This window comes from Nocardia sp. NPDC005825 (genome assembly GCF_040630175.1).
GTDB lineage: Bacteria > Actinomycetota > Actinomycetes > Mycobacteriales > Mycobacteriaceae > Nocardia.
This window is the reverse complement of the sequence record NZ_JBEXXC010000015.1, coordinates 60468-72947: the sequence shown is the minus strand read 5'-3', so window position 1 is coordinate 72947 and position 12480 is coordinate 60468. Positions and strand designations below refer to the sequence as shown.

16 protein-coding genes are annotated in these 12480 nt (G+C 68.9%); 10 read left to right on the top strand and 6 right to left on the bottom strand.

The window, feature by feature from the left end:
* Positions 1-480 carry a MarR family winged helix-turn-helix transcriptional regulator gene (locus ABZ382_RS30860; protein WP_357096264.1) on the bottom strand — a complete coding sequence of 160 codons (480 nt, stop codon included), beginning with the start codon at positions 478-480 and terminating at the stop codon, positions 1-3.
* A 68-nt stretch (positions 481-548) separates the two neighbouring features.
* Between ABZ382_RS30860 and ABZ382_RS30855 the strand changes: the two genes are divergently transcribed.
* Complete coding sequence (locus tag ABZ382_RS30855) at positions 549-1010, top strand: MarR family winged helix-turn-helix transcriptional regulator (RefSeq protein ID WP_357096262.1); 462 nt, start codon at positions 549-551, stop codon at positions 1008-1010.
* Here the strand turns inward: ABZ382_RS30855 and ABZ382_RS30850 are convergent.
* Positions 991-2331 carry a PQQ-binding-like beta-propeller repeat protein gene (locus ABZ382_RS30850; RefSeq protein ID WP_357096259.1) on the bottom strand — a complete coding sequence of 447 codons (1341 nt, stop codon included), beginning with the start codon at positions 2329-2331 and terminating at the stop codon, positions 991-993. The two genes, ABZ382_RS30855 and ABZ382_RS30850, sit on opposite strands and share 20 nt — an antisense overlap.
* Positions 2332-2493: 162 nt before the next feature.
* Here ABZ382_RS30850 and ABZ382_RS30845 point away from each other — a divergent pair, with 162 nt between their 5' ends.
* From ABZ382_RS30845 to ABZ382_RS30835, 3 genes are read left to right on the top strand one after another with little or no spacing between them, the layout of a single operon-like run.
* Complete coding sequence (locus ABZ382_RS30845; RefSeq protein ID WP_357096258.1) at positions 2494-3240, top strand: acyltransferase; 747 nt, start codon at positions 2494-2496, stop codon at positions 3238-3240.
* A 30-nt stretch (positions 3241-3270) separates the two neighbouring features.
* The gene (locus tag ABZ382_RS30840) at positions 3271-3804 is read left to right on the top strand and encodes a DUF1697 domain-containing protein (RefSeq protein ID WP_357096255.1); all 534 of its coding nucleotides are present in this window, start codon (positions 3271-3273) and stop codon (positions 3802-3804) included.
* A 38-nt stretch (positions 3805-3842) separates the two neighbouring features.
* On the top strand, positions 3843-4277 hold the full coding sequence (locus ABZ382_RS30835) for a cupin (RefSeq protein ID WP_357096252.1): 435 nt from the start codon (positions 3843-3845) through the stop codon (positions 4275-4277).
* A 76-nt stretch (positions 4278-4353) separates the two neighbouring features.
* On the opposite strand, the gene ABZ382_RS30830 is transcribed toward ABZ382_RS30835, so the two are convergent.
* Genes ABZ382_RS30830 through ABZ382_RS30820 form a run of 3 tightly spaced genes read right to left on the bottom strand, consistent with a single transcriptional unit; the run spans position 4354 to position 7945 of the window.
* Positions 4354-5616, bottom strand: a complete 1263-nt coding sequence (locus ABZ382_RS30830; protein WP_357096249.1) for a glycosyltransferase family 4 protein — start codon at positions 5614-5616, stop codon at positions 4354-4356.
* The gene (locus tag ABZ382_RS30825) at positions 5613-7166 is read right to left on the bottom strand and encodes a glycoside hydrolase family 57 protein (RefSeq protein ID WP_357096246.1); all 1554 of its coding nucleotides are present in this window, start codon (positions 7164-7166) and stop codon (positions 5613-5615) included. Before ABZ382_RS30825 ends, ABZ382_RS30830 begins: the two co-directional genes overlap by 4 nt.
* A complete protein-coding gene (locus tag ABZ382_RS30820) occupies positions 7163-7945 on the bottom strand; it encodes a class I SAM-dependent methyltransferase (RefSeq protein ID WP_357096244.1) in 783 nt (260 codons plus the stop codon). The genes ABZ382_RS30825 and ABZ382_RS30820 overlap by 4 nt, the downstream gene beginning before the upstream one ends.
* Positions 7946-8135: 190 nt before the next feature.
* On the opposite strand from ABZ382_RS30820, the gene ABZ382_RS30815 reads away from it, so the two are divergent.
* The 4 genes from ABZ382_RS30815 to ABZ382_RS30800 all read left to right on the top strand — a co-directional run bounded on the left by ABZ382_RS30815 (position 8136) and on the right by ABZ382_RS30800 (position 10579).
* Positions 8136-8921, top strand: a complete 786-nt coding sequence (locus ABZ382_RS30815) for an electron transfer flavoprotein subunit beta/FixA family protein (RefSeq protein WP_357096241.1) — start codon at positions 8136-8138, stop codon at positions 8919-8921.
* A 38-nt stretch (positions 8922-8959) separates the two neighbouring features.
* Positions 8960-9919 (top strand): electron transfer flavoprotein subunit alpha/FixB family protein, encoded by a 960-nt coding sequence (locus ABZ382_RS30810; protein ID WP_357096238.1) that lies wholly within the window; start codon positions 8960-8962, stop codon positions 9917-9919.
* A 109-nt stretch (positions 9920-10028) separates the two neighbouring features.
* Positions 10029-10322, top strand: coding sequence for a hypothetical protein (locus ABZ382_RS30805; RefSeq protein ID WP_357096235.1), 294 nt, complete (start codon positions 10029-10031; stop codon positions 10320-10322).
* Between the two features lie 23 nt (positions 10323-10345).
* The gene (locus tag ABZ382_RS30800; protein ID WP_357096232.1) at positions 10346-10579 is read left to right on the top strand and encodes a hypothetical protein; all 234 of its coding nucleotides are present in this window, start codon (positions 10346-10348) and stop codon (positions 10577-10579) included.
* Between the two features lie 274 nt (positions 10580-10853).
* Here ABZ382_RS30800 and ABZ382_RS30795 read toward each other — a convergent pair whose 3' ends face one another.
* The gene (locus ABZ382_RS30795; protein WP_357096229.1) at positions 10854-10979 is read right to left on the bottom strand and encodes a hypothetical protein; all 126 of its coding nucleotides are present in this window, start codon (positions 10977-10979) and stop codon (positions 10854-10856) included.
* Between the two features lie 259 nt (positions 10980-11238).
* Between ABZ382_RS30795 and ABZ382_RS30790 the strand changes: the two genes are divergently transcribed.
* Both ABZ382_RS30790 and ABZ382_RS30785 read left to right on the top strand, forming a co-directional pair.
* Complete coding sequence (locus ABZ382_RS30790; protein ID WP_357096226.1) at positions 11239-11457, top strand: hypothetical protein; 219 nt, start codon at positions 11239-11241, stop codon at positions 11455-11457.
* Positions 11458-11531: 74 nt separating this feature from the next.
* On the top strand, positions 11532-12473 hold the full coding sequence (locus tag ABZ382_RS30785; protein WP_357096223.1) for an aminoglycoside phosphotransferase family protein: 942 nt from the start codon (positions 11532-11534) through the stop codon (positions 12471-12473).
* The last annotated feature ends 7 nt before the right edge of the window (positions 12474-12480 follow it).

Below are 12480 nucleotides of genomic sequence, written 5' to 3'. Positions count from 1 at the left end.
CTACCGGGCGTCGTCGGGCCGGTCGGCGGTGACCGTCTCGAAGTCGGCGACGAATCGGGTGAGCAGCCGGGCGAATTCGGTGCGGTCGCGGTCGGGCCAGTCGGCGGTCGCGGCACCGAGCGCGGCCTGCCGATTCGCGTGGGCGCGGTCCAGGGTCGTGCGCGCGGAGGCGGTGAGGTACAGGTGGACGCGTCGCGCGTCGGCCTGATCGGCCCGTCGTTCCACGAGACCCTCGGCGACCGCCCGCGCCACCAGCCGGCTGGCCCGCGGCTGATCCACGCCCAGGGCGGTGGCGATATCGGTGACCACCACCTCGCCCTCCCGGGCCTCGACGGCGTCCAGCACGCCGAACAGGGTCGGATCCACGGCCGGGCCCCCGGCGCGGGCCGCGAGCTTGTTCAGGGCGCGCCGACTCTGGCTGCGGCGAATGGCCACCATGGCGCGTTCGATGGCGGCGATCGCGGGGTCGCTGTCCTTCACCCTTGTCATCCTACAATCGCTTGTTAAAGTACATATACATGTACTTTTACAAATATTGGGAGACGATCATGTCCGACGCACCGAAGTTCCTGGGCTACTGGCTCAAGCGCATCGACAAGACCCTCGAGGACAATTTCGCCGCGTTCCTGGCCGCCGAGGGCCTGCTCCGCCGCCACTGGCAGACCCTGCACACGCTCGCCGACGGCCCGCTCGACACGGCGGGCCTCGATAGCGCGCTGTCCCCGTACCTCGACGCCCACGACCCCACGGCCGCACCGTATGTCGGCGCGCTGGCGGATCGGGGCTGGGTCGGCCGGGACAGCGCGGGGACCTACGCGTTGACCCCGGAAGGCGTCGCCGCGCACGCGAACCTGTGGGAGCGCATCCGGATCCAGCGCGCGGCCGCCACCGAAGGTCTCGGCGCCGACGACTACGGCACCTTGCTGGACCTGTTGCGGCGGGTCGCGGCCAATGTCGACGCCTACGCGCTGACGCTGCGCCCGGACGGAGCTACTTCGTCTCCGGCTTGAACACGAACAGCTCGCCGATCCGGGTGGCCACCACGACCTCGCTCTTGCTGCCCACGGCGGTCGCCACGGTGGTGCCCTCCGCGCCCGGAAGATCGTTGGACTGCACCGTCGCGCCATTGCGGGTGTCGAAGGTGACCAGCGTCAGCTTGTCGCCGATCGGGGCGACCGTGTAGCCGGTGCCGCCCGCGGTCTGAACCGGGCGGCCGCGCAGTTCGAGATCCTTGCGCTCCCAGGCGATCTCGGCCTTGTCACCCTGATCGCGCAGCGCCATCAGATGACCCTCGTCGCCGGCGGGCACCAGCAGGCCGTCCGCGACGGAGATGCCGCCGCGCGCCGGGAAGCCCAGGTCCCGAGTCCATTTCGTCTTGCCGGTGGCGGCGTCCACGGCGATCAGGCGATTGGTGTTGTCGCCGACGTAGACCGTCGAGCCGTCGGCCGAGAGCGCGGGACTGGTGGCGCTGCCCTGTTCGAGCAGCTTCGCGTCCCAGTCGACGCGGACCTCTTTGCCGTTGTAGGTGAGCGCCACCAACGCGGCCTGGCTGTCACCGGGCTTCCACACGGTCGCGTAGAAGCGGCCCGACTTCTGGTCCACCGCCGACACATTCGCGATCGGGCACTGCGGTCCGCCGGTGGCGCAGTCGTCGAGGCCCTGCCCGTCCGGCGGGCGGCTCAGCGACGGGTTGGCCAGGAAGTCGGGTTCGCCGAGCAACTGGAAGGTCGGGACCTGGCGTTCGCCGGTCTGCCGGATCAGGACGTCCACCTGCCCGGACTGGGTGACCGACAGGACCTTCCCGTCGCCGGTGAACTGCACCGACACCGGCGTCCCGGCGGCGGGGGTGCGCCAGCGCGGCTGACCGAGGTTGTTGAACGAGTTCACCGCGCCGTCGTCGCCGACGTACACATTGCCGCTGCCGTCCACCGCCGCGCCGCCGTCGACGGCGCTGGGCCCCAGTGGATTACAGAAACGCTTGCGGCCCGTCGGCATCTGGAACGACACAATGTTGCAGCCGGTGGCGCGGGTGGTGACGTACAGCTGGCCGTCGCCGCCGATGGTGACCGGCTGCGCGACCGGACCGCCCACGGGCCGAGACCAATTCAGCGCCAGATTCCGCGACCCGGTGACCGAGCTGGACCCGCTGTTGCGGGCATCCCCGAACGCCATCGGCCAGCCCTTGCCGGGACCGACGCCGATATCGTCGACCTTGGTACTGCCGTACGAGCACCCCGTCAGTGCGATCAGCCCGGCGCCCGCGAGGGCCAGCACCTTGGACCCGGTGCTCGAGCGTCGATCACGTCCGGTCCGCCGCCTGCCGTTTCGCACCTGCTGGTGTCCCTTCTGCCAGTACGGAAGTCTGAGGATTGTCGCCGGGTTGCCACAGTCGGAGCCCTGCCGTTGCCGCAGCCGGAGCACAGCCTACTTTCGTGCCCGTGGAAGGGGACGGATACCCTCGTTGAAACGACCGGTGAACACAGGGAGTAGTTCGTGACGAGCATGTGGGGCGCACCGCTGCGCTCGCGTTGGCGGGGTTCGCGCCGCCGGGATCCGGAGCAGGCCCGTTTCCTCACGCCCGCGTCTCTGAAGTGGGCCCTCGCCAATCGCGCCTACACGCCCTGGTACCTGGTGCGCTACTACCGGCTGTTCAAGTTCAAGATGGCCAACCCGCACATCGTGCTGCGCGGCATGGTCTTCCTGGGCAAGAACGTGGAAGTCCACGCCACCCCCGAGCTGGCCCGGCTGGAGATCGGCCGCTGGGTGCACATCGGCGACGGCAACGCCATTCGCTGCCACGAGGGTTCGCTGCGCATCGGCGACAAGGTGGTGTTCGGCAAGGACAATGTCGTCAACACCTACCTCGACATCGAGATCGGCGAGTCGACCCTGGTCGCCGACTGGTGCTACATCTGCGACTTCGACCATGTCACCGACGACATCAACCTGCCCATCAAGGATCAGGGCATCGTGAAGTCGCCGGTCCGCATCGGCCCGGACACCTGGATCGCCGCCAAGGTCACCGTGCTGCGCTCCACCCGCGTCGGCCGCGGCTGCGTGCTGGGCGCGCACGCCGTCGTCAAGGGGGACTACCCCGACTACTCCATCTGCGTCGGCGCGCCCGCCCGGGCCGTGAAGAACCGCAAGGAAACCTGGGACGCCGCCGCCGAGGCCCGCGCCGCCCACCTCGAGGCGCTCGCCGACATCGAACGCAAGAAGAGCGGCGTCGCCGCCTCCTGACTGTCACCCCGCGCAGGTAGGTTCACGGCCATGCACCGCTACGCCGCCTTCCTGCGCGGGATCATGCCCACCAACCCCAATATGCGCGGCGAGAAGCTGCGCGGCGTCTTCGAGGGGCTGGGTTTCGAGAAGGTCAGCACGCTGCTGGCGAGTGGCAATGTGGTCTTCCGAACCGACGACACCGACGTGGCCGCCCTCGAATCGACCATCCAACAGGCGCTCACCGCCGAACTGGGCATCCCCGGTGGGACGCTGATCCGCACCCAGGCCCAGCTCCAGAAGCTGGTCGACTCCGATCCCTACGCCGGTCTCACGCACGGCCGCGAGACCTATCTGACGGTCACCTTCGTGCGCGAGCATCCCGAGTCCATCCCCGATTTCGAGGGCTCTACGGTCCGCGTCATCCGCTACGACAAGCCCGCCGCCGCCCTGCTCACCGTCATCGACAACACCGATCCCAGCACCACCGGCTTCATGTCCACGATCGAGAAGGCCTGGGGCAAGGACATGACCACCCGCACCTTCCTGACGGTCCAGAAGACCCTGAAGAAGATGGACGCCTAGGGTTCTCGCCGACCGGTGGCGCGCGATAGCGTGGCGGGGTGACTCTCGGTTCTCGAGCTGTACTGGCCGCGCTCGCATCGTGCGCGTTGGCCGGGTCCTTCGCGGCGACCGCGCACGCGACACCGTCCGACGGGGTCACGGGGGTGATCATCGCGCGCACCACGATCGGGGACACCGACTACATCCTGCGCGAGATCACCATCGTCCCAGGCGGTTCCACCGGCTGGCATTATCACGACGGGACGCTGTACGCGGTCCTGCGTCAGGGCGAGCTGAGCCATTACGGACCCGATTGCGCGATCGATCAGGTCGGCGGGGCGGGGACGGCGTTCGTGGAGCGGGCCGGGACCGGCAATGTCCATCTGGAACGGAATCTGGGGACCGAGTCGCAGATTCTCGACGTGCTCTATGTGCTGCCCGCGGGCAGTCCGCTGTCGGAGGACTCGCCGAATCCGGGCTGCTCGTTCAACTGACCGGTCCGAGCCTCGGATTAGAACTCGTTCCAATTCGAGGCGCAGACGTGTCCGAGGGAAAACCGGGCGTCACCGCTCAGTACGGCTGGTTCGGATCCCGTTCCGGCAGTGGACGTTCCGAGATGACCGGGCGGCCGACCGGATTGCGGACCCGGCGCTTGGCGCCCTGGTAGACCAGCGCGGTCTCCTGCGCCACCACATCCCAGGCGAAGTCGGCGGTGAGGCGCTCGCGGGCAGCCCAGGCGCGCTCCTGCGCGGCGGCCGCGTCGTCGAGCACCGAGATGACCGCTTCCGCAACGCCGTTCACGTCGGCCGGTTCGAACGAGGCGCCGGTGACGCCGTCGGTGACCAGGTCGCCGAGCCCGCCCGCGGTGGAGGTGATCAGCGGGGTGCCCGCGGCGGCGGCCTCGAGGGCCACGATGCCGAAGGGCTCGTAGCGGCTGGGCAGCACGATGGCGTCGGCGCTGTGCAGCCAGCCCAGCAGGTCGGTGTGGTCGAGCTTGCCGACGAAACTCACCGCGCGCGCGACGCGGTGGGCGCGGGCGCGCTCACGCAGCCAGTCGAACTGGGTGCCGATACCGGCCACGGTGAGCGTGGTGCCCGGATGCGCCTTGCGGATGCGCGGCAGCGCGGCGATGGCGTCCTGGATGCCCTTCTCGTATTCGAGCCGGCCCACGTACAGCAGCCGCGGCGGTCCGGAGCGGGGCGCGCGTTCGCGGAAGGTCCACGCGCCCACGTCGATTCCGTTGCGGATCACCGTCATCGGCACCTTCTCGGCGCCGTAGAGCCGGTGCACCTCGTCCTTCATGGACTCAGAACAGGTGATGAGCGCGTCGGATTCGTGGGCCAGCCACCACTCCACCGAGTGCACCTGCCGGTTCACCCGACCCGAGACCCAGCCGCTGTGGCGGCCCGCCTCGGTGGCATGGATGGTCGACACCAGCGGCACGTCGTAGTACTCGGCCAGTGTGATCGCCGGGTGCGCGACCAGCCAGTCGTGGGCGTGCACCACATCGGGGGTCCAGCCCTCGCCGATGCCCGGCTTGTTCAACGCGATCCCGGCCCGCACCATGGCGTGACCCATGGCCAGGGTCCAGGCCAGCATGTCCTCGCCGAAGTCGAACACCGGCGGATCCTCGGCGACCGCCACCACCAGGACGCCCTCCTCGATGAAGGAGTGCGTCGGGTGGGTGGTGGCGTCGGTGCCCATCGGCCGGCGCGCCAGCACGACGACTTCGTGCCCGGCGGCGGCCAGCTCGACGGCCAGGTGATGGACGTGGCGGCCCAGCCCACCGACTACGACGGGTGGGTACTCCCACGACACCATCAAGATCTTCATGCGGGTCCTTCTGAAGCGGGGCCGAGCCTGCGCGCATCGAGCGCGGGGAAGAGTCCGTCGGCCGCGTACCATCCTGCCGCCAACTGACCCGCTTTGGCGAGTTGCCCGGCCGTCACCGCGGCCGCGATCTCGCGCACGGCGTGCGAGTGTTCATGGGCTCGATCACGCGCGTACCCGGCCGCCGAATCCTTCGACACCATGAACGCCCAGTCGCTGGAGACGGCCAGGATCGCCTCCCGCAGCAGCTGGTCGGCAACCGTGTCGCGCAACCCGTATCGGGTGTGCTCGACCGTTCCGGCGTCCACCCGCATCTTGTCGAGGGTGTCCAGCGCGAGCCGCACCACCTCGGCGTTCAGCTGGACCAGATCGGACACCTGGTCCCCGGCCCACACCCGCCAGTCCTTGCCCGAACCCCAGGAGGAATCGGCCAATTCGACGCGTTCGCCCACGTAGCCGCGGGCCCGCGCGTCCGCGAGGGTGCCGACGGTGACCCCGGCCTCGGGCAGCGCCCGCAGCACCTGCTCGAGCCACTGCGGGCCCTCGTGCCACCAGTGGCCGAACAATTCGGTGTCGAAGGCGGCGACCACGAGGGCGGGCCGGCCGATGCGCTCCGACTCCGAGATCAACCGTTCCCGCACGGTCGCCACGAAGTCCGCGACGTCCTTGCCGATGGCCGCCGACGCGAGTTCGGGATCGTAAGGAGCCTTGTCGGGGCCCGACACGGTCTTGCCGGTGACCCGCGCGGGCTTCAATCCGGTGGCGTGATCGTAGTGATGGAAATCACGGTAGTAGGGCTGTCCCGGGTACCCGGATTTCGGCGACCAGACGCGGTAGCTGACCGCGAGATCGCGGCCGAAGGCCACCACGTCGGAATCCCACACCGGCCGGCCGAGCGTGGTGTCGCCGCGCAGCGCGGGACCGTCCACCATGAAATGCGAGATGCCGACCTTGTCGTAGGTCTGCTCCATGCCCGGCGTGAATCCGCACTCGGGCGCCCAGATGCCCGACGGCGTGTGCCCCCAGCGCGCCCGCGCGTCCGCCAGGCCCTCGACGAGTTCGAACTCGCGCAGCCGCGGATCCAGCAGCGGCTGGAACGGATGCGACAGCGGCCCGCCCAGCAATTCGATGGCCTCGGCGTCGATGAGCTCGCGCCACACCGGCGAGGCGCCGTGCATCCAGCGGGTCTCGAAATCGTCGAGAGCGGCTGCGGCGAGCCGGTGTTCGTGTCGCCCGAGCGCGACATTGCCGGCCATGGAGGCCTCGTCGGCGCGCAGTCGCCAGTTGCCCAGCCAGTGGTGCATGCCCTCGAGGCAGTGCGGGTCGTCCAGCTGCGCGGCCAGCACCGGCGTGATGCCCAGGCTGATCAGGTGCGAACGGCCCTCGGCGGCAAGGGTTCTGAGCACCTTCGCGACGGGCAGGTAGGACGCGGCCCAGGACTGGTAGAGCCATTCCTCGCCGACCGGCCAGCGCCCGTGATGGGCCAGCCACGGCAGGTGCGAGTGCAGGACCAGCGTGAACTGGCCCGGCACCGGCGAATTCGAGTCCGTCACGGCTTCACCGCGACGGCCAGCAGATCGAGGCTGGCGTCGATGTCGCGCTTGGAGTCGGCGAGCAGTGCGAAGTCGTCGATGGTCACCGCGGCCACGTCGGCGGCCAGGTCGGCGGGCCACGGCTCGCCCGCCAGCGCCCGCTCGATCTGCGCGTCGATGATCGACCCGCCCCACTTCTCGTCCAGTGCCACGAGTTCGGGCCCGTGGAAGATGCCCGCCATGAGTTCGACGGTGAAACCGGCCTCGACGAGCAGCTCGGTCATCTCGGCGGCATTGAGCTCACGCGTGTGGAACGGGTTGAGCGGTGTGTCGCGTCCGGGGGAGAAGGTGATCCGGTTCGGGGTGGAGATCAGCAGCTTGCCGCCGGGCCGCAGCACCCGCAGGCATTCGCGCAGGAATTGCGCCTGGTCCCACAGGTGTTCGATGACCTGGAAGTTCACCACGATGTCGACCGAGGCGTCGTCGAGCGGCAGGTCGGCCAGGTTGCCCTGCACCATCTCGACGCGCGGGTACTTGGCGCGCACGTGCGCGACCGCGCTGTCGTCGTAGTCGAGACCGGTGACACGCGCGGCGACTCCGGCGATCATATTGGCCCCGTAGCCTTCTCCACTGCCCGCCTCGAGCACGTCCTTGCCCGCGCAACGGTCGAGCATGCGCACGTAGGCGATCTCGTGGCGGCGGAACCAGTAGTTCTCCTCGGCGATGCCGGGCACCGTCCGCTCGCCGGTCAGCGGCAAGGGATCGGTGTGGTTTTCAACAGGTCTCACGGCCTCGCTCATTGCTCCGACGTTAGCGGTTGCGCATATCACACCCGCGACCGGATCAGCCGATGCGGAAAGTCACACGCTAAGTTACCCACGAGTAACTTAACGTAGGGTAATCTCCCGAACGAGCTACTTGTGGACGTACGGCAAAACTCGTGCGACCGCCATACCCAGTGCCACCAGAACAGGAGGTCGACGAAGACCCATGCCGAACATCGTCGTACTGATCAAGCAGGTTCCCGACACCTGGTCCGAGCGCAAGCTCACCAGCGGGGACTACACCCTCGACCGCGAGGCCGCCGACGCCATCCTCGATGAGATCAACGAGCGCGCCGTCGAGGAGGCGCTGTTGATCAAGGAGGCGCAGGGCGGCGAGGTCACCGTGCTGGCCGCCGGCCCCGATCGGGCCACCGAGGCCATCCGCAAGGCCCTCTCCATGGGTGCGGACAAGGCCATCCACATCAACGACCCGGCGATCCACGGCTCCGACGCCGTGCAGACGTCCTACATCCTGGCCGCCGCGCTGGGCCAGATCGAGGGCATCGAGCTGGTCATCGCGGGCAACGAGGCCACCGATGGTCGCGCGGGCGCCGTTCCGGCGATCATCGCCGAGTACCTGGGCCTGCCGCAGCTCACCCACCTCCGCAAGCTGACCGTCGACGGCGAGCGCATCGCCGGCGAGCGCGAGACCGACGAGGGCGTCTTCAAGCTGGAGGCCACCCTGCCGGCCATCGTCTCGGTCACCGAGAAGATCAACGAGCCGCGCTTCCCGTCCTTCAAGGGCATCATGGCCGCCAAGAAGAAGGAAGTTCAGACCTTCACCCTGGCGGATCTGGGCGTCGACCCGGAGACCGTGGGCGTTGCCAACGCCGGCACCCAGGTGACCGGTGTGACCCCGAAGCCGGCGCGCACGGCGGGCGCGAAGATCGTCGACGAGGGCGAGGGCGGCAACCAGATCGCCACCTACCTCGTTGGTCAGAAGATCATCTAAGACCGCCCCCGAGCGAACGAACTTCAGGAGAAAGAACAATGGCAGAAGTACTCGTGCTCGTGGAGCACGCTGAAGGTGCGCCCAAGAAGGTCACCACCGAACTCCTCACCGCCGCCCGCAGCCTGGGCACCCCGGCCGCCGTCGTCGTCGGTGCCCCCGGCACCGGCGACAAGCTGGGCGACGCGCTGGCCGCGGCCGGCGCCGAGAAGATCTACGTCGCCGAGGGCGATGACGCCGAGGGCTTCCTCGTCACCCCCAAGGTCGACGTGCTGGCCGGTCTGTCCGAGTCCGTCGCCCCGGCCGCGATCCTGGTCGCCGCCACCGCCGACGGCAAGGAGGTGTCGGGTCGCCTGGCCGCCCGCATCGGCTCCGGCCTGCTGATCGACGTCATCGCCGTGAACGGTGACGGCTCGGCGCAGCACTCCATCTTCGGTGGCGCGTTCACCGTGGACGCCAAGGCCACCGGCGACGTGCCGGTGATCTCGGTCCGTCCGGGCGCCATCGAGGCCGCCCCGCAGGCCGCCGCCGGTGAGAAGGTCGCCGTCGAGCTGCCCGCGCAGGAAGAGGGCGTCACCAAGGTCATCTCGCGTGAGCCGAACGTGGGCGGCGACCGCCCCGAGCTCACCGAGGCCGCGATCGTGGTCTCCGGTGGCCGTGGTGTCGGTTCGGCCGACAACTTCGGCAAGGTCGTCGAGCCGCTGGCCGACGCCCTCGGCGCCGCTGTCGGTGCTTCCCGTGCCGCCGTCGACTCCGGCTACTACCCGGGTCAGTTCCAGGTCGGTCAGACCGGCAAGACGGTCTCCCCGCAGCTGTACGTGGCCCTGGGCATCTCCGGCGCCATCCAGCACCGCGCCGGCATGCAGACCTCGAAGACCATCGTGGCCGTCAACAAGGACGAAGAGGCCCCGATCTTCGAGATCTCGGACTACGGCATCGTCGGCGACCTGTTCAACGTCGCCCCGCAGCTGACCGAGGCGGTCAAGGCCCACAAGGGCTGAAACCCTTCGCGCTGAGCGCAATCGAGTGGCCCCGGCTGGAAACAGCCGGGGCCACTTGCGTTGACGCCCCGAGCATTGGGGGCTCGGAGACTCGGTCCCGATTGTGAAAATGTGCATTTCACATTTGGGGCGCGATCCGGCGGAGGCCGATCGCGGCATCGAAAGGCAATGCATCGTGCGAATTCTCATCACCGCCGCCGCCGTCGCGGCGGTGCTCTCGGCTGGCGTCGGCCCGGCCACCGCGGACCCCGTGGTCACGCCGGTGCCCACGTTGCCGGACAGCACGTCCGGTTCAGCCATCGATGTGAACCGTATTCTCGGCGGCCTTCAGTCCGCGCTGATTTGCTCGGTGCTGGGCAGCACCAGCATCTGTGCCCCACTCACATATCCGCACATCGGATAGCGCGCATCGAAAAGTATTGCAGCATGCGAATTCTCATCGCCGCCGCCGCTGTCGCGGGCGTTCTCTCGGCCGGGGTCGGTCAGGCGGCGGCCGCACCGATTCCGGTGGTGGACGCTCCGGCCGCCCCGGTCGCCACCACCGGCTCCGCGGGTACCGGCTCGGCGGCGATCGACGTGGTCATCACCGGGGTCGGGTGGGCGCTGTGCGCCGTCTTCAACCCCGAGTGCTTCAAGTATGACAACTGCACACCGGCCTGAGTCGGTTGCCGCAGTTGGCCGAGGCGGTCAAGCTTGCAAGGGCTGAAACCCTTCGCGCTGAGCGCAATCGAGTGGCCCCGGCTGGAAACAGCCGGGGCCACTTGCGTTGACGCCCCGAGTATTGGGGGCTCGAATGCCGAGGCCCAATTGTGAAAATGTGCATTTCACAATTGGGGGCCGGGTCGAGTCCGGTTCGCGACGTCGAAAGGTAGTGCAGTATGCGGGTTCTCATCACGGCCGTCGCTGTCGCGGGTACGTTGGCGGCTGCGGTTGGTCAGGCGGCCGCGGAACCGTTGCCCTTGAATGACGTCGCCGGATCGGGCTCGGCGTCGGGTTCGGCATCGGCATCGGCGGATCCTTGGGTGCCGGGCGGATGCAACCAGTCCTCTGTCGGTGGCACCGGAAGTGCCCGGGCCGAGGGGGTTCTCTCCTACGCCCTGTCAACCGGAAATGTGATCGGGTTCCTCCTCGGTGCCGCCAGCGGGTCCTCATGCCCGTCGGACATCAGCCCCCAACCCTGAGTGGTCCGGATTCCACGTATCGAATTGGGGGCGTCCGGGGCGCCGGGTTCCGGGCCATTCATGAAGTGGAATCGCTCAGCTTTTCTCTTTCTGGCCGTCGCCGGTTCTGGTCACCTGCTCCACCGAAGGGTTTCTCTCATGCGCACATTCATCGCCACGGCGGGTATCGTTGCGGCGCTGGCCGCTGGTGCCGGGCAGGCGGCGGCTGATCCGCTCCCGCTCACCACGCCCGCTCCGATCGCCACCAGCGGTCCGGTCGTGCTGCCGCCGCAGACCTCAGCGCCGTACACCGGCAGCGTGCAACCCGGGACGCCCTGTCAGGCGAGCTGCGGCACACAGCCGCCTTGGGTCTCCTAGCCCGGCCGCCGGGGGGAATCGCCACGGGGACCCTCGTCGTGGCGATTCGAGACAGCGTCGGGCAGGGTGGGGCGATGTCGATCTCACTGCCGCCGGGCGTGGCCGAGAACATCGCGGGCAGCTTCGGGGAGCGGGGGCCGCGGTGGCTGGCCGCGCTGCCCGGGATGGTGGAAGATCGGTGCGCGGCTTGGGAGCTGGAGGTCGCGGGGGAGAGTTTCGGGGGTGGGACGCATTCGTGGGTCGCGCCGGTGCGGCGGGCGGACGGGTCGGTCGCGGTACTGAAGGTGCCGGTGGTCGACGAAGAGAATTGCGGGGAGCCGACCGGGCTGTACTGCTATGGCGGGGACGGGGCGGTGCGGTTGTTCGAATTCGATTCGGGGAGTGGGGCGATGCTGCTCGAATGGGCGCGGCCGGGGACGGAACTGCTGTATCAGCCAGGCTTTCCGAGCCTCGAGGGGCGGGTCGAGAACATCGGGAAGGTGGAGCAGGCGTGCCGGTTGTATCGGCGGCTGCGACGGGAGCCCGGTGGAGTGCCGGAAGGGTTTCCGGGGTTGCCGACGGCGGCGGGGATGGTGCGGGAATGGGAGGGGATGTTCCTGGAGCCGGAAGCCGATATCGCCGAGGTGATTCCGGCGCGGCTTCTGGATCGCGCCGCCGAACGATGCCGCGAGCTGGCGGTGCCGGACGGGCCGCTATTGGTGGTGAATCGTGATACTCATCTGGGCAATATCGTTGCGGCGGAGCGGGAGCCGTGGCTGCTCATCGATCCGAAGGCGTATCTCGGTGAGGCGGCCTTCGACGCCGGGTTCCTGGTGATGATCCAGGTGCAGAGCGACCCCACGCCGGAACATGCGCGAGCCGTGGCCGAGCGGACGGCCGCGGCCTTGGAAGTTCGGCCCGATCGCGCGCACGCCTGGGCGTTCATGCGGTCGATGGAGGAGATCGTCTGGGCCGTCCAGGACGAGGAGCCCGACGACCTGCGCCTGCACCTCGCGGTCGCGGCGGCGCTGGCCTGAATCAGGG